At 71.1% G+C, this 20,606-nt stretch carries 14 protein-coding genes and 2 pseudogenes; 9 read left to right on the forward strand and 7 right to left on the reverse strand.

Annotated features, from left to right (window positions below; translation table 11 throughout):
• Positions 1–10: 10 nt before the first annotated feature.
• Entirely contained in the window at positions 11–1,582 is a 1,572-nt protein-coding gene (locus Q9R26_RS11920; protein ID WP_311227386.1) for an ABC-F family ATP-binding cassette domain-containing protein, read from the reverse strand.
• A gap of 274 nt (positions 1,583–1,856) precedes the next feature.
• On the opposite strand from Q9R26_RS11920, the gene Q9R26_RS11925 reads away from it, so the two are divergent.
• Complete coding sequence (locus Q9R26_RS11925; protein ID WP_209132953.1) at positions 1,857–2,282, forward strand: DUF3151 domain-containing protein; 426 nt, start codon at positions 1,857–1,859, stop codon at positions 2,280–2,282.
• Between the two features lie 94 nt (positions 2,283–2,376).
• Here the strand turns inward: Q9R26_RS11925 and Q9R26_RS11930 are convergent, their stop codons facing one another.
• From Q9R26_RS11930 to Q9R26_RS11945, 4 genes and pseudogenes are all read right to left on the reverse strand, one after another.
• On the reverse strand, positions 2,377–5,466 hold the full coding sequence (locus tag Q9R26_RS11930; RefSeq protein WP_311227387.1) for a glycoside hydrolase family 2 TIM barrel-domain containing protein: 3,090 nt from the start codon (positions 5,464–5,466) through the stop codon (positions 2,377–2,379).
• Complete coding sequence (locus tag Q9R26_RS11935) at positions 5,463–6,398, reverse strand: carbohydrate ABC transporter permease (RefSeq protein WP_247737329.1); 936 nt, start codon at positions 6,396–6,398, stop codon at positions 5,463–5,465. Before Q9R26_RS11935 ends, Q9R26_RS11930 begins: the two co-directional genes overlap by 4 nt.
• A gap of 167 nt (positions 6,399–6,565) precedes the next feature.
• Positions 6,566–7,516: pseudogene (locus Q9R26_RS11940) on the reverse strand (carbohydrate ABC transporter permease); the annotation flags it as partial.
• Positions 7,513–8,871 carry an extracellular solute-binding protein gene (locus Q9R26_RS11945; protein WP_396136826.1) on the reverse strand — a complete coding sequence of 453 codons (1,359 nt, stop codon included), beginning with the start codon at positions 8,869–8,871 and terminating at the stop codon, positions 7,513–7,515. The pseudogene Q9R26_RS11940 and the gene Q9R26_RS11945, both read right to left, overlap by 4 nt.
• Before the next feature lie 222 nt (positions 8,872–9,093).
• On the opposite strand from Q9R26_RS11945, the gene Q9R26_RS11950 reads away from it, so the two are divergent.
• The gene (locus Q9R26_RS11950) at positions 9,094–10,257 is read left to right on the forward strand and encodes a hypothetical protein (protein WP_311227390.1); all 1,164 of its coding nucleotides are present in this window, start codon (positions 9,094–9,096) and stop codon (positions 10,255–10,257) included.
• Between the two features lie 137 nt (positions 10,258–10,394).
• On the opposite strand, the pseudogene Q9R26_RS18610 reads toward Q9R26_RS11950, so the two are convergent.
• A pseudogene (locus tag Q9R26_RS18610) lies at positions 10,395–11,611 on the reverse strand (MFS transporter).
• Positions 11,612–11,709: 98 nt separating this feature from the next.
• Between Q9R26_RS18610 and Q9R26_RS11965 the strand changes: the two are divergent.
• On the forward strand, positions 11,710–12,411 hold the full coding sequence (locus Q9R26_RS11965) for a GntR family transcriptional regulator (RefSeq protein ID WP_311227393.1): 702 nt from the start codon (positions 11,710–11,712) through the stop codon (positions 12,409–12,411).
• A 77-nt stretch (positions 12,412–12,488) separates the two neighbouring features.
• On the opposite strand, the gene Q9R26_RS11970 is transcribed toward Q9R26_RS11965, so the two are convergent.
• The gene (locus Q9R26_RS11970; protein ID WP_182064561.1) at positions 12,489–12,638 is read right to left on the reverse strand and encodes a hypothetical protein; all 150 of its coding nucleotides are present in this window, start codon (positions 12,636–12,638) and stop codon (positions 12,489–12,491) included.
• Between the two features lie 228 nt (positions 12,639–12,866).
• On the opposite strand from Q9R26_RS11970, the gene Q9R26_RS11975 reads away from it, so the two are divergent.
• The 6 genes from Q9R26_RS11975 to Q9R26_RS12000 all read left to right on the forward strand — a co-directional run bounded on the left by Q9R26_RS11975 (position 12,867) and on the right by Q9R26_RS12000 (position 20,603).
• Entirely contained in the window at positions 12,867–13,967 is a 1,101-nt protein-coding gene (locus tag Q9R26_RS11975) for a LacI family DNA-binding transcriptional regulator (protein WP_182064562.1), read from the forward strand.
• A gap of 227 nt (positions 13,968–14,194) precedes the next feature.
• Positions 14,195–15,955, forward strand: coding sequence for an ABC transporter substrate-binding protein (locus Q9R26_RS11980; protein ID WP_311227394.1), 1,761 nt, complete (start codon positions 14,195–14,197; stop codon positions 15,953–15,955).
• Positions 15,952–16,932 carry an ABC transporter permease gene (locus Q9R26_RS11985; protein ID WP_111039412.1) on the forward strand — a complete coding sequence of 327 codons (981 nt, stop codon included), beginning with the start codon at positions 15,952–15,954 and terminating at the stop codon, positions 16,930–16,932. Before Q9R26_RS11980 ends, Q9R26_RS11985 begins: the two co-directional genes overlap by 4 nt.
• 58 nt (positions 16,933–16,990) lie before the next feature.
• Positions 16,991–17,941: an ABC transporter permease gene (locus tag Q9R26_RS11990; RefSeq protein ID WP_182064563.1), complete on the forward strand. Its 951-nt coding sequence runs from the start codon at positions 16,991–16,993 to the stop codon at positions 17,939–17,941.
• Entirely contained in the window at positions 17,938–19,734 is a 1,797-nt protein-coding gene (locus Q9R26_RS11995; protein WP_311227395.1) for an ABC transporter ATP-binding protein, read from the forward strand. The genes Q9R26_RS11990 and Q9R26_RS11995 overlap by 4 nt, the downstream gene beginning before the upstream one ends.
• A complete protein-coding gene (locus Q9R26_RS12000) occupies positions 19,731–20,603 on the forward strand; it encodes an alpha/beta fold hydrolase (RefSeq protein WP_311227396.1) in 873 nt (290 codons plus the stop codon). The genes Q9R26_RS11995 and Q9R26_RS12000 overlap by 4 nt, the downstream gene beginning before the upstream one ends.
• The last annotated feature ends 3 nt before the right edge of the window (positions 20,604–20,606 follow it).

Here is a 20,606-nt window from a genome sequence, read left to right on the forward strand (position 1 = left end):
CGGCTACCGGTCACCGCAGCTCGATCCGCTCGTCGAGCGCCAGCCGCTCCAGGAACGTCTCGTCGTGGCTCACCACGACGAGTGCTCCTCGGTAGGCCCGCAGCGCGTCGACGAGCTGGTCGACGCTCGTCAGGTCGAGGTCGTTCGTCGGTTCGTCGAGCACGAGCAGCTGCGGCGGCGGGTCGGCGAGCACCAGGGCCGCCAGCGCCACCCGGAACCGCTCCCCGCCGGACAGGTCCCCGGCCGGGCGGTCGACGGTGTCCCCGCGCACCAGGAACTTCGCCAGCCGGTTGCGGACCTCGGCGACGGGGACGTGCGGGGCGTCCCGGCGCACGTTGTCGAGCACCGTGGCGGTGTCGTCCAGGCTGTCCTTCCGTTGCGGCAGGTACGCGATCCGGTCGACGTGGGCGACGGCCGCGGTCTCGGGCAGCGGGTGCTCCCGGGCAGCGGAGTCGCCGACGAGCTGTTCGAGCAGGGTGGACTTGCCGACGCCGTTGTCCCCGGTGACGGCGATCCGTTCCGGCCCCTGCACGATCACGTCCCGTCCACGCACCGTGACGGTCGCGATCCGCCGTGACGCCGGCACGTCCGGGTCGGGCAGGGTGACGTGGATCGACTCGTCGTCCCGCAGGCGGAGCTCGGCCTCGCGCTTGGCGGCGAGCGCGGCGGCTTCGTCGTCCGCGTACCCGACGCGCAGTCGGCCGGCGGTCTCCTGTGCTTTCTTCCGCTGCTCGTTCGCCAGGATCTTCGGCATCGAGCGGCCCGCCTTCGCACCGGCCTTCGCACGACGCGCGATCTTCGTCTCCGCCTCGATGCGCTGCCGCTTCTCGGTGCGGTGCCGCTGCTCGGCGACGCGGACCTCGCGTTCGACGGCCGCCTGCTGCACGGCCAGGTGCTCCTCGAACGCGCTGAACGTCCCGCCGAAGACCGTCACCGACCCGGCGCGGAGCTCCACGGTCTCGTCGACGTGCTCGAGGAGCTCCCGGTCGTGGCTGACGAGCACGAGCGTGCCGCGCCAGTCGTCGACCAGGTCGCGGAGCAGCCCGCGGGCCCGGCGGTCCAGGTTGTTCGTCGGCTCGTCCAGGAACACGATCGGCCGGGCGCGCAACCGCACCCCGGCGACGGCGACGAGCACCGACTGCCCGCCGGACAGCGTCGACACCGGCCGGTCGAGGTCGTCGCCGTCGATCCCGACCCGGTCGAGCACGGCGGCGGCCCGTTCCTCGAGGTCCCAGTCGTCGCCGACTGCCTCCAGCTGTGCGGCCGTGGCGTCGCCGGCCAGGACGGCCCGGAGCGCGGTGAGTGTGGGCCGGACGCCGAGCAGGTCGGCGACGGTGTCGTCGGCACCCGTCGCCAGGCGCTGCGGCAGGTGGTCGACGGGACCCGACGTCGCGATGCTGCCCGACGTGGGGTGGAGCCGGCCGGTCGCGAGCCGGACCAGCGTGGACTTGCCGGCCCCGTTCCTCCCGACCAGGCCGGTCCGGCCATGTCCGAAGGCGGCGGTGAGGTGGTCGAGCGCGACGGTGCCGTCGGGCCAGGCGAAGGTGACGTCGTGCAGGACGACGGACGGACTGGTGGGCATGGGGGTGTCTCCCGGTGTCGATGCTGGGCGCACGACACCGAGGCCACCGCGGTGCGGTGGAGCGCCCGACGGGGCGCGCGATCACGGTGTCAGCGCGTGGGCTGAGCGGTACCGGTGATCGACAGCAATCCGTCTGCTTCCGTCGGGGGACCCCCGTGTCCGCCATCCGTTCCGCCGGTCGGTCTCCCGCCCCGGCGGCCCCGCGATGACGACGAGGTGACCTCCACGGTAATCCCGTGACGCGGGCACCCGCAAGGGATGACAGGCTGGGGGCATGCCGGAGAACCTGTTGCCGACCCCGTCGTCGAACCCCGAGACCCTGCTGCCCGCCGAGCCGGACGTGACCGCCGCGATCGAGGCGGACGCCCCCGTCGCCAGCGTGGTGGTGTCCTACCCGTCGTCGAGCCTGGCGTGGGCGCTGCTCGCCGACGAGGCGTGGGCGCGCGGCGCGACCCTCGAGTCCTACGCGTACGCCCGTGTCGGGTACCACCGTGGGCTCGATGCCCTGCGCAAGGCCGGCTGGCGCGGTGTCGGTCCGGTGCCGTGGTCGCACGAACCGAACAGAGGCGTGCTGCGGGCGCTGTTCGCCCTGCGCCGTGCCGCCGAGGCGATCGACGAGCCCGGCGAGCCGGAGCGCCTGACCGACTTCCTGAACGCGAGCGACCCCGAAGCCCTACGGGCCCTGTCCGCCGGCGCGTAGGTCCCGCACGCGGAACACCGGTGTCCGCACTGCACGCCGCGGGATGCGGGTGTGCAACGTGCGGACACCGGTGGCTTGCGGGGCCGCCGCCCGCCTAGCCCAGCAGCACGCTCCAACTGAACGCCTGCGGCCAGAGCTGGTGCTCCGGCAACACGTCGAGCCCGCACGCCCGGCTGCCGAGTCCGTGCTGCGCGGCGTCGAGGTACAGGTACAGGTGGTCGGACGTCGGCAGCTCGTACGGGTGCTCGGCACGGTCGATCTGCTGCGCGGTCCACGGCGACAGCGTGAACCCCGCACGGTGCGACCCCACCGTGGTCACGGTGAACGGCCCGACGGACAGCTCCCGCAGGTCGGGCCGGTGCCCGGCCTCCTGCGGCCGCGAGTACGCCACCCCGAGCGATCGCACCGGCGCGGTGAACCGGCCGACACGGGCAGCGTGCGAGGAATCGGCGTACGACTCCAGCGGTCCGGTCCCGAACCAGGTGGCGTCCGCATCGGCCAACGATGCCGGCAGGTCGAACCGCACCCCGATCCGCGGCCAGGTGACGTCCCAGGCGCCGAACGGCACGGCGTCGGTCTGCAGCACGAGCCCGTCGGACGTCAGGGTCCAGCGGTGCGTGACCTCCAGCCCCCACCCGCTGTTCGCCGCCGCGACGCGGACACGCTGCTCCAGACCGGAGTCGGTGCGTGACACCGACACCAGCCGGTGCGTCAGCCGGTCCAGCCCGCGATCGCGCCAGCGCGTCGCCGACGGGGGAGCGCTCGGGTCGCCGACTCCGTGCGTGAGCACCGGGTCCGCGGTCTCGTAGCCGCCCTGTGACGCCAGGCTGTCGTTGTCCGTGGGCGCTCGCCAGAGCTCCAGGCGGGGCCCGGCGACCTCGTGGTCCTTCCAGGACACCAGGTCACCGCGGGCGTTGAACGTTCCCTCGCCCAGGTGGTCGCCGTCCCACCCCTGCCGGGAGGCCCGTGGTGCGTCCGCCGCGCGCGCCGCGACGAGCCGCTGGGTGCGTGCGACGACGTGGCCGGTGTCCGCCCACGCGGTCGGCCCCGCCAGTTCCACGGTCAGGTCGAACCAGAGCTCGTCGCCTGGTGCGAGTTCGGACGTGACCGCGTCGAGCACCTCCGAGGGCACCGGGACCGTCGCCGACTCCCGAGCGGCGACGATGCCCGCGGCCAGGCGCCCCGAGGCCTCGACGACGCCGTTCCGCGACAGGGTCCAGCACAGCCGGAGCCCGGCGGTCGAAGCCGAGTGGTACCGGTTCTCGACCAGCACCGTCGTGTCCGAGACCGCCAGGCGGATCGGGGCCACGACGGCGGCGAACTCGGCGAGCCCCGGCGTCGGGGTGTCGTCGGGCAGCACCAGGCCGTCCATCACGAAGTTGCCGTCGTGCACGACCTCGCCGAAGTCGCCGCCGTACGCGTAGTAGTCCTCGCCCGTGGGCGTCTTCGCGAGCAGGCCGTGGTCCCGCCACTCCCACACGAACCCGCCGTGCAGCCGTGGGTACCGGTCGACCAGGGCCTCGTACTCGGCGATCTGCCCGGGGCCGTTGCCCATCGCGTGCACGTACTCGCAGTGGATGAACGGCTTCGACCGCTGCCGAGCGGCCTCGGCCGGGCCGCAGCCGAGCAGGGGCGTCGGGGTGCCGCCGCCGATCGACTCGGTCTCCTGCAGCGTCGGGTACATCCGCGAGTAGACGTCCGTGTAGTCGCCCGTGTAGTCGCCCTCGTAGTGCACGGGGCGCTCGGCGTCGCGGTCGTGCACCCACTGCGACATCGCCGCGAGGTTCCGGCCGGTGCCGGACTCGTTGCCGAGCGACCACATCACGATCGACGCGTGGTTCTTGTCGCGCTCGACGGTGCGGGCGATGCGGTCGAGGTAGGCCTCGGCCCACGCCGGGTCGTCCGAGGGGTTGCCCACCCAGTCGGTGAACAGGAACCCGTGGGTCTCCAGGTCGCACTCCAGGATCACCCAGAACCCGAGCTCGTCGGCCAGGTCGAGCACGCGGGGGTGTGGCGGGTAGTGCGAGGTGCGGATCGCGTTGACGTTGTTCCGCTTCATCAGCGCCATGTCGGCGCGGGCGTGCGCCTCGTCGAACACCCGGCCGCGCACGGGGTGGGTCTCGTGCCGGTTCACGCCGTGGAACACCACGCGCTCACCGTTCACCAGGAACCGGTCGCCGACGATCGACACGGTGCGGAACCCGAGCCGGAGCGAGACGGTCTCGCCGCCCGAGCCGCCCGAAGCGCCCGAAGCGCCCGAGCCGCCCGAAGCGCCCGAGCCGCCGGCCGCGCCGGCCGCCGCGGCGCCGGTCGACAGCGTCGCGTCGTACAGCTTCGGCAGTTCGGCGCTCCACGGTTCGACACCCTCGACCTCGATCGGCGCGACGTCGTCCGCCGTGGCCCAGGTCACGTCGACGCCCAGGTCGGGCACCGCGAACCGCACCGGGAACACCGCGTCGAGCGTCGGGAACGTGATCGTGCCGGTCCCCGTCTCCGGCCGTCCCGACGCCGCGGTGCCCGCCGAGGCAGCCGTGCCGAGCGTCGCCCGCCATCCAGCGCGCACGAACACGTCGTCGATCGGCGCCGTGGGCCGGGCGAGCAGGGTGACGTCACGGAAGATCACGGGCAGCCACCACTGGTCCTGGTCCTCCAGGTAGGACGCCGCGGACCACTGGTGCACCCGCACCGCGAGCTCGTTCGCCCCCGGGCGCACCAGTTCGGTGACGTCGAACTCGGTCGCCAGGCGCGAGCCCGTCGACCACCCCACGAGTGTCCCGTTCAGCCACACCCGGAAGTGCGACTCGACCCCGTCGAACCGCAGCAGCACCCGGGCGGCACCGTCGAACGACGACGGCAGCTCGAACGTGCGGCGGTGGTCGCCGGTCGGGTTCTCCTCCGGCGGGTGCGGCGGGTCGATCGGGAACGGGTACTGCAGGTTCGTGTAGCTCGGCGCCCCGTGGCCGTGCAGCACCCAGTGCGACGGCACCGGGAGCTCGCCCCAGGCCGGGTCGTCGTCCTCCCCACCCTCGGTCGCGAAGTCCTCGGAGACCGAGGCGACGGGCGACCACCGGAACCGCCAGTCCCCGTTCAGCGACAGGGACGGGGCGTCGGTGTGCAGCCAGGCACGGGGTGCCAGCCGCGAGTCGGAGCCGGGTGCGGTGGACGAGAGTGCGGAGTGGGTCAACCCTTGACCGATCCTTCCGTGAGGCCTCCACGCCAGAAGCGCTGGAGGACGATGATGGCGATGACGAGCGGGATGACCGAGACGAGCACCCCGCCGGTGGTGAGCTGGTAGAACTCCGGCAGGCGGTCGACCTGCGAGCGCCAGTTGTTCAGCCCCAGTGTTATCGGGTACAGCTTCTGGTCTGCCAGCATGATGAGGGGCAGGAAGAAGTTGTTCCAGATCCCGACCACCTGGAACAGGAACACGGTGACGAGCGCCGGGGTCATCTGCCGGAGCACCACGGTGTGGAAGATCCGCAGTTCACCGGCCCCGTCGATGCGTGCCTGCTCGAGGAGCGCCGTGTCCACCGACGCCGCGGCGTACACCCGGCACAGGAACAGGCCGAACGGCGAGACGAGGCTCGGGATGAGCACACTCCAGTACGTGTCCGTCAGGCCCATCGACGAGAACAGCAGGAACAGCGGCAGCGCCGTCGCGGTCCCCGGCACGAGCACACCGCCGAGGATCGTGCCGAACACGAACTGGCGCCCCCGGAAGTCGTACTTCGCCAGCGCGTACCCGCCGGCCGCGGCGAAGTAGGTCGCCAGGACGGCACCGACGCCGGAGTACAGGATGCTGTTCGCGATCCACCGGACGAAGATGCCGCCGTCGTAGGTGAACACCTGCTGCAGGTTGCTCCAGAGCGCGAACTCGCCGCCGAACCAGAACCCGTTCGTCGAGAACAGTGCGCCCGTGGTCTTCGTCGCGGCGATGACGACCCAGTACAGCGGGACGATGAAGTACAGCGCGACGACGACGAGGATCCCCGTGACGACGATCTGCGACCGGGGGGACCGGTCGAGCTTGCGGCGCTGGTGCGCACTGATCGACGTGGTGTCGACCGGGACCGCGGTCTTCGCCGTGGCCGGCGCTTCGATGGCTTCGCTGGTCATGCGTCCGCCCCCTTCGTTCCGTTCTGCAGACCGGACCTGGCCTGGAGGCCCGGTGCGGCTTGGGAAGTACCCGTGCTGCCCGCCGCAGCGCGCGTCTGGAGCGCGGCCCGCGCCTCCTGGCCGTCCCGCTTCGCCCGCTTGCGGCGATCTCGCTCGTCCTTCGGCGGACGGTTCGTCAGCGCGAGGAACGTGAACGACAGGATGAACGCGGCCAGGGCGATGATGACCGCCTGCGCACTCGCGACGCCGTACTCGTTGAACGCGAACGCGTTCGTGTAGGCGGCGTAGTTCGGCGTGTACTCGGTGTCGATCGCGGGGGCGACCGTGGACAGGATCTGCGGCTCCGCGAAGAGCTGCAGGGTGCCGATGATCGAGAACACCGTCGTGAGCACCAGGGCCGGTGCGATGAGCGGGATCTGGATCCGCCACGCGACCTGGAACGCGTTCGCGCCGTCCACCTTGGCGGCCTCGTAGACCTCGCCGGGGATGGACTTCAGCTGCGCCACGATGATCAGCATGTTGTAGCCGGTGTACGTCCACGTGACGATGTTCGCGATCGACCACAGCACGCTGTTCGCGCCGAGGAAGTCCGGCTGCAACCCCATCGACTGCAGCAGCGACACGATGGGCGACAGGCCGGGCACGTACAGGAACGACCACAGGATCGTGGCGATGACGCCGGGGACGCCGTACGGCATGAAGTAGATCGCCCGGAAGAAGCCCGGCCAGCGGGCGCTCGCCGACTCGAGCAGCAGCGCGAGGATCGTGCAGGCGATGATCATCACCGGGACCTGGACGATGCCGAAGAGCAGCATGCGGCCGATCGAGGCGACGAACCCGCTGTCCTGCAGGGCGATCGCGTAGTTGTCGAACCCGGCGAACCGGCCGACGACGCCGTCCTCACCGAACAGGCCCTCGCGGTCGACGGTGGTGAACGACTGGAACAGTGCGCTGATGATCGGGATCACGAACGTCAGCAGGAACAGGGCCAGGAACGGGGCGAGCAGGATCCACGGGGCACGCTTCTGCGCGCTCGTGGCCTTCGTGCTCGTACGGAAGGCGGGACTGCCGCCCGCCGGACGACCGGCGGACCGTGGGGTGGTGGTCTGCTGGGTCATCGTGCCGTCCTGACGCTGAGGCCCTTGTCCTTGAAGGACTGGACGATCTCCCGCTGTGCGAGCTCCACCGCGTCACTGAGCTTCAGGCCCGAGGTGAGTTTGCGGCGGAACTGGTTCTGCAGGCTGGTGAAGGCCGACTGGGTCACCGGGGACCAGGACCAGTCGATGTTCTGTTCCTTCGAGGCCGGCACGAAGACGTCCTCGTTGTAGTTCTGGCCGGAGAACCACTCCGACGGCTTCTCGCGCTGCGCCCCGATGTAGTCGACGGCGGGCGACCAGCCGATGCCGCAGTACTTGATCATCGCGTCGATGCCCTCCTTCGAGGTGGTCATCCACGTGATGAACTCGAGCGCCTCCTTCGGGTGCTTCGCGTTCGCCAGCACCGCGGCCGTCGAACCGCCGATGGCGCTCGAGCCGAAGCCGTCGGCGCCCCACTTCTGCATCGGGGCGACCTTCCACTTGCCCTCGCCGCCCTGCACCGACTCGATCAGCGCGTCACCCCAGCTCGCACTGGTGACCGCGGCGATCTTGCCGCTCGCGGCCGCGGCGTACCACCCGGGGGAGTACGCACCGGCACTCGTGTCGACGAGCTCGTCGTCGATCACACCGTCGAAGAAGTCGGCGACCATCAGGGTCTTGTCGTCGGTCATGTCGACGACCCACTCGTCGCCGTCGACCGTGAACCAGCGCGCGCCGGCCTGCTGTGCGTACGCGGCGAACGGTGAGGCGTCGGCGACCGGGAACACCTCGAGGTAGTTCTGCTTGCCGGTGCTCCGGACCTTGTCGGCCAGGTCGCGCCACTCGTCCCACGTCGTCGGGGGTTCGCCGCCGGCCTGCTCGAGGATCGCGGTCTGGTAGTAGAACCCCATGGGGCCGGTGTCCTGCGGGATGCCGTAGATGCCGTCGACGAACGACACCTGCGCCCATGCGGCCTCGTCGTACTTCGACTCGAAGTCCTTCGCGCCGTACCGGGCCAGGTCGACCAGGCCGTTCGCGAGCATGAACTCGGGGATCTGCCGGAGCTCGACCTGCCCGATGTCCGGGCCGCCGCCGGCCGCGAGCGCGGAGTACATCTTCTGGTACCCGCCGCTGTTGCCGCCGGGGATCCAGTTCGCGGTCACCTGGATGTCCGGGTGCGTCTCGTTCCAGACGTCGCAGACCTTCTGCAGGTCCTTGAGCCAGGCCCAGTAGGTGAGCCGGACGGTCTCACCCGAGGCAGCGGCGGGCACGAGGGCCGCCTTGTTGACGTTGGTCGAGCCCGGGACCGCACAGCCGGCGAGGAGTCCCGCCGCCGCGGTCCCGAGGCCGAAGCCCAACAGGTGTCGTCTCGTGATGGGTCGTGGTCGTGGCGCCATTGCCGCACTCCGTTCGTCGTTGATCGGGGTTGTCCACACCCAACCACAGAACCGAACGCCGGTGTGGTTTCGTGGCCGACTCGTTGCCGTGTCCGAGCCGGCCCGGGGTCGCCTGGGTGTTCCCTCCCGACTGCGGACGAGCGCAGGTCGACGGGTGGAGTGTTGTCGCACGTGAGAGCGCCGGGGCTCATCGGCTCCGGCATCCGTCCGAGAGGAGCTGCCATGACGTCGACCAACGCGACGAGCGAACTGCACCGGATCCTGGGAGAGCGGCTGGAGGGCGGAGGCACCTGGGCCTGGGCGTACGCCGACGTCTCGGGCAACGTCGAGGACCCACGACGGCAGGCGGCACTCCGACTGCGCGGGATCGAGGAGACCCTCCGTGCGCAGGGCGCGTCCGACGCGGTCGTCGACCTGGTCGCCGCCGAGTTCGAGCAGGAGCCGGGCGTCCCGTCGCCGGTCGCGCGCTACGTCCTGGTGCACGACGACGTCGTGGTGCTGAGCGAGGTCCTGCCCGGGCACCTGCACGGACCGGAGTCCGTGGGGGTCGGTGCCGTGCCGGACCTGGTGCCGCTCGTCGCCCACCGCCCGGTCGACCTGCCGTTCCTGGTGGTCCACGCCGGCAAGGAGGGCGGGGCGTTCCGTGCCTACCGCCTCGGGCACGCGCCGGTCGCGGGGAACACGTCCGAGCAGCAGGTCCAGGGTCGCAACGACACCCTGCACTACGCGAAGGCCGGCACCGGGTGGAAGCAGCCGCACTGGCAGCAGCACACCGAGGAGATCTGGAAGCAGAACTCGTCGGAGACCGCGGCCGCCGTCGACGAGACCGTACGGACGATCCGCCCCGGTCTGGTCGTCGTCGCCGGTGACGTCACCGCGCGCGAGCTGCTGGTGAAGGCGTTCTCGGCCGAGACCCGGGCGCTCGTCTCGGTCTTCCCCGGTGATCCCCGCGTGGACGCGGCAGCGAAGCAGGCGTTCGTCGAGCACGTCGAGACCGCGCTCGCCCGTGTCGTCGCCACTCGTCGCCACGACCTCGAGGATGCGCTCCGCACCCACGTCGGCCGCGGCGACAACCAGGTCGTGACCGGTCTCGGGCCGGTCGTCGAGGCGCTGCAGCAGGCCCAGGGCGCCACGATCGCGCTCGACGCGGTGGCCGTCGGGGACCGGACGCTGCTCGCGCTGGCGGGGGCGCCCTGGGTCGCGACCGCGCCGGAGCAGGCCGTCGGTGTGCCGGTCATCGCCGCCGTCCCCGCCGTGTGCGCGCTCGTCCGTGCGGCGGTGCTGACGGATGCGGAGCTCGTGCTCGTCAACGCCGCGTCCCTGCCCGCAGGAGCCCCCGCGGCCGCGCTGCTCCGCTGGCCGGTCGGTCCGGTGGTCCCCGCGTGAGCCGGAGTGCGAGCTGACCTGGTGGAAACGGGCGTACCTGGTCGAAACGGGCGTACCTGGTCGGTTCTTCCGACCGGGTACGCCCGTTCCGGCAAGGCATCGCACGTGTCCTGGGAAGGAACGAACGGGGCGAGGAGTCAGTCGTGCGAGCGGTCGCGGCTGGGCACCAGCGGGACCGCCAGCAGCGGGAGCACCGCCACGATGCCGAACGACGCCGCGAAGCCGAGCGCACCGACCAGGGCGCCGATGCCCGGACCGACGGCGCTCGCCGCGATGAACTGCCCGGTGTTCTGCGCCCCGAGTGCCCGGCCCGACCAGAACGGTCCCGCCGCCTCGGCGACCGACGTGTAGGCCAGCCCGTTGTCCGCGACCGTCACACTCGTCGCGAGCACCAGGAACACCGCACCCCCGGCCAGGTGCGTCGCGTCGACGACCGCGAGCACCGCCATCACCACCGCGGCGCTCACCGCGACGATGCGCAGGGGCCCGACGCGCGATCCGGCACGGTCGCTCCAGCCACCGACCAGGATCCGGCCGATCGCCCCGACGAACTGCGCGGCGCCGACGAGCAGCCCGGCCGCCGGTGTCGACCAGCCGAGGCCCACGAGCCAGACCAGCCCGTACGTCGACAGGGTGAACTGCGGCACGACGAGCAGGACCGAGACCGCGTGCACCCGCCACAGGAAGCCGCTCGACCGGTAGGGGTTGGCGGTCATCGTCGTCGCGACCGTGGCCCGGGCCGGGCCGGGCGTGGCGGGTCGGTGATCCCGATCGCGCAGCAGACGGCGAGCACCGCGCACAGCACGATCGGCAGGACCAGGGCCGCGCGGATCCCGGACCCCTCGGCGAGCTGCGGCACCGTGACCGCCGCGAGCGTCACCCCGAGCGGTTGCGACATCTGCCGGATGCCCATCGCGAGTCCCCGGCGCTCCTTCGGGAACCACCCCACCACGACCCGGCCGCTCGCGGCGTTCGTCGAGGCACTCGTCATGCCGGCGGCCAGGAACGCCGACCCGAGCAGCACCGGGTCGCCCGCAGCCAGCCATGCAGCGACCACGGCCAGCGTGGTGAGCACGAGGCCGCCGGCGATGACGACGCGCTCGCCGAACCGGTCGGTGATCGCACCCCAGGCGATGAGCGTCAGGACCATGCCGAACGTCGGAGCAGCGGCGAGCAGCCCGGCGGCCGGCAGGGACGTACCGCGGCTGAGCAGGTGGGGGATGAGGAGCGCCGGCGCGGACACGACGAGCGTCCCCGCCGCCTGGGCCGCGACCCCGAGGGCGAGCATCGTCCAGGCGCGGGCGGAGACCGGCGGCGTCGTGGTCGATCTCGGCGGGGCGTCGGTCGTGGGCATGGGTCGTCTCGGCCGTTCGTCGTCGTTCCATCGCGGAACTGTTTGGTATACCAGAACGGTATACCATTCCCGCCGTCACGCCGCTAGGCTTGTCCGCCGTGACCGACACGACCGACGCCGCGCCCGTGTCGCAGACGGCCCAGCTCTACGACAACCTGCGCGCAGCCATCCTGACCCTCGACATCGCACCGGGGGAGCGCATCTCGGAGCGCGGGCTCGAGGCACGGTTCCACGCTTCGCGCACGCCGGTCCGCGCCGCACTGTCGCGGCTCGAGCGCGAGGGACTCATCCTGCACGAGGGCCGCTCGTGGACGGTCACCCCGATCGACCTCGACGAGATCGCCTCGCTCGCCGAACTCCGCGGCATCCTCGAGCCCGCTGCCGTCCGGTTGGCCGTCCAGCGCGCCACCCCGGAGCAGCTGGCCGAGGTCCGCGGCCACCTCGACGCGCTCCGTCCCACCCCCGACCAGCAAGCCGGCATCCGCATGGGGTCGACGTTCCACCTCGACCTCGCCGCGCTCGGTGGCAACCGGTTCGTCACCGACGCCATCGCTGATGCCCTGACGCGGCTCGAGCGCACGCGCTGGATCGAGGTCCGCACGCCCGAGGCCCGCGACGCCGCCTGGGACGAGCACAGCGCCATCATCGACGCCGTGTGCGACGGTGACGCCGACCGCGCAGCGGAACTCGTGGCCGCCCACGTGGCCGGCACGAACGACCGGCTCCTCAGCTGGATCGCGCAGGAGCGCCGACGCCTGCGCGGGGCGGGCATGACGATCGTGGGCGCGACCGAGGGCTGAGTGCCCGCGGACGTGAGCGGTCTGCGGGCGTGGCCCGGGCCTCCTGGCCGTGTCCGGGGGAGGCCGGGCGCGAGCCGCTAGCGCAGGTCCGTCGTCTCCTGCGGTGCGTCGGCGTCGTCGAACGTGCTGATCGAACCCGTGTGTTCGAGCAGTGCGTCGCGCACCTCGGCCTCGTCGTGGCTCGCGCGGAGTGCGAGCTTGCTCCCGGAACGTGTCGACTGCGACATGTCGTGTCCTTCCCCTGCGTGTGGGCAACCTGTTCTGTGCGGGCACGCGGCCCGCTGGTGCGCTTCCTCACGGGACGTACTGAGGTCGGAACAGTGTCGCGCGGCCCGCGCTCTCCCGCAAGCGTCCCCGGTGCCCCGTGGAGGACTCCCGGCACAGGGCATGCCTAGGATGGTCCGGCCGCACAGCGCGAGGCGCGGCACCAGCGGACGTCGAAGGGGAGGCACGGGTTGGCCGACCAGCGCACCGCACCTCCCACGGTCTACGACGTCGCCTCGGCGGCCGGCGTCTCCATCGCCACCGTCTCGCGCGTGCTCCGCACGCCCGACGCCGTCCGTGAGGGCACCCGGGACCGCGTGCAGGCGGCGATCCGGAGCCTCGGCTACGTCCCGTCCGGCAACGCCCGGGCCCTCGCCGGCAAGCGCACCGGCGTCGTCGGGCTCCTGCTGCCCGGATTCGACGTGGTGCCCGACGAGCGCCCGGACCTGGTCACCGACGGCGGCGTCCGCGTGGTCGACGACCGGCGCCACGTGACGCAGCCGTTCTCGTCCAACCTGTACTTCGACGAGGTCCTGCGCGGTGCCGAGACCGAGGCCTGGCAGCGGGGGCTCGCGCTCATGGTCGCCGCCGGGCGGGGATCGTCGCGCGACGTCATCGTGAACGACGTCGCCGGCCGGGTCGACGGGCTCGCAGTGCTGGCGCAGACCGTGCCCGACGACCTGCTCGAGCACGTCGCCCGCCGCATCCCCGTCGTGGTGCTCGCCGACGACCGGCGCTCGCACGGGTTCGACTCCGTGAGCGTGGACAACGCCGCGGGCATGCGGACCCTGGCGTCGCACGTGATCGGGCGGCTGGGGATCCGGTCCCTCGCGTACGTCGCGGGCCCGATCGACTCGCCCGACGACATGGAGCGCTCGGCGGGCTTCCGCGCGGCGCTGGCCGACCACGGGGTGCCGGCCTCGGCGGTGCGCACCGTGCACGGCGACTTCGGGCGGGCTCGTGCGCGGGAGCTCGCGGTGTCGCTGCTGGCCGACGACGTCCCGCGCGCCGTCGTCTGCTCGAACGACCAGTCCGCGCTCGGGGTGCTCGACGCCGCCGCTGCCAGGGGGCTCCGCGTGCCCGAGGACCTCGTCGTGACCGGGTTCGACGGCATCGACGCCGGGCGGTTCTCGGCGCCGCGCCTGACGACCGTGCACCAGCCGATGGGGGCCCTCGGGCGTGCCGCCGTCCAGGCGATCGTCGACCGACTGGAGCGCCGCGAGGGGCCGCCGCGCGCCGTGCGCCTGCCCGTCGAGGTGCTGCTGCGCGAGAGCTGCCCGCCCGCGCTGTAGGCGTGCGGCGGCTCGCACCGTGCGAGGGGCGTGTGGTGCGAGCTTCCGTGTTCGGTGCGAGCCTCGCGACCTCGCACCACGGACGGAACCTCGCACCACGCGCGACGACCCTCGCACCGTGCGGCGCCCCGCGCCGACGACACCTCGCACCGTGCCGCCCCGCGAAACAACACCCGCGCTTGCACGCTGCGATGTAAGCGCATACATTGAGCAGGTACCGAATCGACATGGAGGTCGACCGAGCAATGACGCTTCCCCCACAGCGCACGCGCGGCACGCGCGACCCAGGCCCCCGCCGCCGAGGCCGCCTCGTCGCGGCCATCGCCGGCCTCGCCGCAGTGGCCCTCGTGGCCACCGGCTGCAGCATCCAGGTCCGATCCGAACCCGATCCCACCATCGGCAAGGACACGATGCTCATCAACGCGGACCGCGGCAACCCGCTGTTCGACCGCAACTTCAACCCGTACATCGCGAACGCCCGCACGGCCTCCAAGTGGATGTACGAGCCCCTCATCGAGGTGAACCCCCTCGACGGCAAGCGCAACCCGTGGCTCGCCAGCGCGTGGAGCCAGCCCGACGCGAAGACCATCGACATGACGATCCGATCGGGCGTCGAGTGGTCCGACGGTTCGCCGTTCAGCGCGAAGGACGTCGTCTTCACCTTCGACCTGCTCAAGAAGTTCCCCGCCATGGACGTCAAGGGCGCCTGGCAGCACATCAAGAGCATCGAGCAGGACGGCGACCACGTCGTCTTCCACCTCAAGAGCGAGGACGTCCCGAGCCTGACGATCATCGGGCAGACGTACATCCTCGGCGAGGACCACTGGGGCGGCGTGAAGGACCCGACGACCTGGCGCGACCCGAACCCGGTCGGCACCGGGCCGTTCGTCCTCGGCAACTACACCGACCAGCAGTACTCGATGGACAAGAACCCGAAGTACTGGCAAGCGGACAAGATCGCCATCAAGCACCTCATCCTGCCGGCGACGAACACGCAGCTCGACACCGTCACCCGCGGCTACGACTGGGCGTACTCGTTCATCTCCGACGTCAAGGGCACCTGGGGTGCCGCGTCGAAGACGAACGAGTGGTGGTTCCCGGCCGGCGGTGTGATCGGCCTCATCCCGAACCTCACGAAGGCGCCGTACAACGACGTCAACGTCCGCCGGGGCATCTCGCTCGCGCTGGACCGTGACGCCATCGCCGAGACCGCGTCCGAGGGCAACCTGTCGGCGGCGGGTCAGACCGGCCTGATCCTGCCGAACCAGGAGCGCTACCGCAACCCGGACATCCCCGACAAGGGCATGATCACGCAGGACACGAAGGCGGCGCTCGCCAGCCTTGAGAAGTCCGGCTACACGGTGCAGGGTGGCAAGGTCGTCAAGGACGGCAAGCAGCTCGCCATCACGATCATGACCGCGAACGGGTACTCCGACTGGCTCCGCGCCGCGCAGGAGGTCCGCCGCGAACTCACCGCCATCGGCATCAAGGTGACGATCCAGGCGCCGCAGCCCGCCGGGTACCAGCAGAACATCAACAACGGCACGTTCGACATGGCGATGGGCGGCATGGGCAACGGTGACGTCTACCAGGCGTTCAACTCCCTGCTCAGCAGCGAGTTCTACCAGCCCGTCGGCAAGTCGACCGTGAACAACTACGAGCGGTACAAGAACGCCGACACCCAGAAGCTCCTCGACGAGTACAAGGCGACGACGGACACCGCGAAGCAGCAGGAGATCCTCGACCAGCTGCAGCAGACCGTCTACGACGAGCTCCCCGTCATCGGCATGTACTACGGCGGGCTCTGGGGCCTGTTCAACACCGGCAAGTTCGTCGGCTGGCCCAGCGCGAAGGACCCCTACATGGCACCGCAGAACTACGACTCGGCACCGCTGCTCATCTTCACCAAGCTCCGTCTGCGCGACAGCGCCGCCGGCGAGCAGATCCTGCAGGAGCAGGACGGCGCGCAGCAGGAGGACCAGAAGTGAAGTACATCCTCCAGAAACTCGTCCTCTTCGTCCTGACCCTCTGGGCCGCGGTCACGCTGAACTTCGTGCTCCCGCGCCTGATGCCCGGCAGCCCGGCCGACGCCGCGCTCGCGAAGCTCAGCCAGAACGGCCCGGTCACCGACGCCACCAAGAAGGCCATCGAGGCCCAGCTCGGGGTGCCGACCGGCAACCTCTGGGACCAGTACGTCAGCTACCTGCACCAGGTCATCACCCTCGACTTCGGCACGAGCTACACGTTCTACCCGCAGCCCGTCGGTGACCTCGTGTCGAAGGCCCTGCCCTACACGCTGATCCTGGTCGGGGTCGTCACGATCCTGGCGTTCGTCCTCGGCACCCTGATCGGTGTCGCGGCGGCGTGGAAGCGCGGCACCTGGCTCGACTCGCTCCCCACCCTGTCGGGCAGCTTCATGTCGACGTTCCCGTACTTCTGGACCGCCCTGTTGCTGCTGTTCTTCCTCGGCTACGTGCTGCACTGGTTCCCGACCACGGGCGCCTACTCCGCCACGACGACCCCGGGTCTGAACGGTGCGTTCGTCGGCGACGCCCTGCAGCACGCGGTGCTGCCGGCGGTCACGATCCTGGTGACGAGCCTCGGCGGCTGGATCATCGGCATGCGCAACGCGATGATCAACACCCTCGGTGACGACTACGTGACCTTCGCCGAGGCCAACGGCCTCCGCGGACGAACCGTCGCCATCCGCTACGCGGCCCGCAACGCGATCCTGCCGAACCTGACCGGCTTCGGTCTGGCGCTCGGTGGCGTGGTCGGTGGTTCCGTCCTGGTCGAGCAGGTCTTCGGCTACCCAGGCATCGGCTACCTGCTGTTCAACGCCGTGATCGGGCAGGACTACCCGCTCATGCAGGCCCTCTTCCTGATGATCACCGTGTCGGTGCTCATCGCCAACTTCATCGTGGACGTCATGTACGGCGTCTTGGACCCGAGGACGCGTCGATGACCAACAACACCACGAAGGCGGCGTGCTGCGCCCACATCGAGCACCCGGGGGCACGTCGATGACCAACACCACCACCCCGGACGCCACAGTCGCAGTCCGCACGCAAGAAGAAGAACAGCACGCCCCGAGCAAGCTCCGCGCCGCGGCCCGCCAGTTCGGCGTCGTCTGGTCGAACAAGAAGGCCCGGATCGGCATCATCATCCTCGGCGTCTTCGTGTTCGTCGCGCTCTTCGCCCCGCTCCTGGCCCCGTACGGCGCCAGCCAGAACGGCTTCGCCCGGTCCGCCGACGCGACGCCCGACCACTGGATGGGCACCACCGCCGCCGGCGAGGACGTCCTGTCCCAGATCATCTACGGCGCACGGATCTCGGTCATGGTCGGCGCGGTCGCGGGCATCCTGTCCACGCTCGTCGCCGTCGCGATCGGCCTCAGCTGGGGATACGTCCGCGGCTGGATCGCCGAGGTCATCGGGTTCATCGTCAACCTGTTCCTCGTCATCCCGGGTCTGCCCCTGATGATCGTCATCGCTGCGTACCTGCAGAACGGCGGCATCGCGGTGATCATCGCGGTCATCGTCGTGACCGGATGGGCGTGGGGCGCTCGCGTGCTCCGCTCGCAGACGCAGTCGCTGCGCGGTCGGGACTTCGTCACCGCCGCCCAGTTCTCCGGCGACGGCGCGACCCGCATCGTCTTCCGCGAGATCCTGCCGAACATGACGAGCCTCATCGTCGGCAGCTTCTTCGGGGCCGCCACCAGCGCGATCCTCGCCGAGGCGGGCCTCGAGTTCCTCGGGCTCGGCGACTCGTCGATCGTCAGCTGGGGCACGATCCTCTACTGGGCCCAGAACTCGAACGCGCTCCTCACCGGGCAGTGGATCCTGCTGTTCGCGCCGGGTCTCTGCATCGCGCTGCTCGCGATGAGCCTCACCCTGATCAACTTCGGCGTCGACGCCGTGTCCAACCCGCGGCTGCGCGAGGGCGCGCGGCCCCGTAAGGAGAAGCGCGCATGAGCGGCTCGCCAGAAACGCACCCCGCAGACGGCCTGGAGGCGCCCACCGGCGCCGCCACGCGCCTCCCCTCCGACGCCACGAGCGCCACGCAGGATGTCCTGCTCGACGTCCGCGACCTGTCGGTCGTCTACGAGTCGGCCGGCCAGACGGCCGTCCAGGCCGTCGACCACGTGTCGTTCCAGCTCAGGAAGGGTGAGTTCGTCGGCCTGGTCGGCGAGTCCGGTTCGGGCAAGTCGACGCTCGGCTACGCGCTGACCCGGCTGCAGAAGCCGCCGGCACGGACGAACGGCGGCAGCATCGTCTTCGCGGGGAAGGACATCCGCGACCTCGACGACGAAGCCCTGCGCCAGCAGCGGCAGGGTGGCTTCGCGATGGTGCTGCAGTCCGGCATGAACGCGCTCAACCCGGTGCGCACCATCCGGAACCACTTCATCGACGTCTTCAAGGCACACGGCCACGTGCCGCGCGACCGCTGGGACGCGCGGATGAAGGAGCTCATCGAGAAGGTGAAGCTGCCGGCCTCGATGCTCGCCCGGTTCCCCGGGGAGCTCTCCGGCGGCATGCGGCAGCGCGTCTCCATCGCCCTGGCGCTCTCGCTCGAACCGCAGCTCATGGTGTTCGACGAGCCGACGACGGCGCTCGACGTCCTGGTGCAGCACGCGGTGATGGACACGATCATCGAGCTCCAGCGCACCGAGGGCTTCACGGCGATCCTGATCAGCCACGACCTCGGCATCGTCCTCGAGGCCACCGAGCGCGTCCTCGTCATGCACGAGGGTCGCATCGTCGAGGACGGCGGCTCCCGCGAGATCCTCCGCGACCCGCAGGACGAGTACACGCAGATGCTCCTGTCGCACTACGCCGACCCGCGCGCCGAGGTCGTCTCGCTCCCCGGGTTCCCGGATCGATCGCTCCGCGACCCGTCGTCCACCCGGCAGGAGACCACCAGCTCGTTCAGCACCGTCGGGTCCCGCGAGCGCAGTGCCGCCCGCAACCCGATCGTCGTCGACCACATCGTGAAGACCTACCCGGCACCCCGCCGCGGCGAGCAGCCGGTGCAGGCCGTGCGCGACGTGTCGTTCACCCTGGAGCCCGGGCAGTCGCTCGCCCTGGTCGGCCAGTCCGGTTCGGGCAAGTCGACCATCGCGAAGCTGCTCACCGGCGTCGAGAAGCCGACCACCGGCACCGTCCGGTTCGGCGACCTCGACGTCGCCCGCCTCGGCAAGCGCGGCCTGCGAGACCTGCGCTCCGAGGTCCAGATGGTGTTCCAGGACCCGTACTCGGCGCTCAACCCGCTGCACACGGTCGAGTACACGCTGTCCCGGCCGATCGCGAACTACACCGGCCTGACCGGCCGTGATGCCCGGCGCCGGGTGCTCGAGCTGCTCGAGACGGTGGGGCTCACCCCCGTGGAGCAGTTCGCGCAGAAGCTCCCGCACCAGCTCTCCGGCGGGCAGCGGCAGCGCGTGGTGATCGCCAGGGCGCTCGCGAGCGACCCGCAGGTGATCATCGCCGACGAACCGGTCTCGATGCTCGACGTGACGCTGCGTGCCGGTGTGCTCGCGCTGCTCGAGGACCTCCGCGAGCAGTGGGGCGTCTCGCTCCTCTACATCACGCACGACCTGCTGAGTGCGCGGCTCATCACGGACGACATCATGGTGCTCCACGAGGGCGCCGTCGTCGAACGCGGTCACACGGCCCAGGTGCTGCAGGATCCGCAGGACCCGTACACGATCGCCCTCCTCGACGCCGTGCCGAACCCGCGGCGCACGCTCGTGGAAGGACGACCATGACCACCCTGCACGACTTCCCGACGGTCCCGCCGTTCGGGCACCTGCCCACCCCGGACGGCGTCGACGTCGTCGGGATCGACGTCCCGGTCGGGCGGCTGACGGCCTACCGGATCGTGCCCGAGGGGGTGTCGAAGGGCACCGTGCTCATCGTCCCCGGCTACACCGGCTCGAAGGAGGACTGGCGGACCTTCCTGCCCGTCCTCCGCGACGCCGGGTGGACCGCGGTCGCGATCAGCCGGCGGGGTCAGGCCGACTCGGCCGCGCCGACCGAGCCGCGGGACTACTCCCTCGTCGAAGAAGCCGCCGACGTCGTCCGGGTCGCGCGCCTGCTCGACGACGGCGCCCCCGTGCACCTGGTCGGGCACTCGCTCGGCGGTGTGATCGTCCGGGCCGCCGCGCTCCAGGACCCGACGGCGTTCCGCGACGTCGTGCAGTTCTGCTCCGGGCCGCACGGCTGGCCGTACCGCAAGGTCGCCGAGTTGACGATCCTGCACGACACCGGCGGGAACCTCCGGCAGCTGTTCGACTCGACGAACCCGCTCTGGGCGGGCCGGCGCGACGAGGAGCTGCCCGACGACGTCCGGATGGTGCGCGACCGCTTCGACGCGACGAGCCCGCTCAGCGTCGTCGCCGGTGGCCACATCCTCGAGGACCACACCGACGCCTCCGACGCCCTGCGCGCCACGGGCCTGCCGGTCCTCGTCGCCCACGGCGAGTGGGACAACGCCTGGCCGATCCCGTGGCAGCGGGCGATGGCCGAGCAGACCGGTGCCGAGTACGTCGTCATCCCCGCGAGCTACCACGGCCCCCAGGTCGAGAACCCGCTCGGGACGGTCGCCGTCTTCGACGCATTCCTGAGCCAGCACTGACCT

Origin of the sequence: Curtobacterium sp. BRB10, assembly GCF_031844325.1 — a bacterium.
GTDB classification, from domain to species: Bacteria; Actinomycetota; Actinomycetes; order Actinomycetales; family Microbacteriaceae; genus Curtobacterium; species Curtobacterium poinsettiae_A.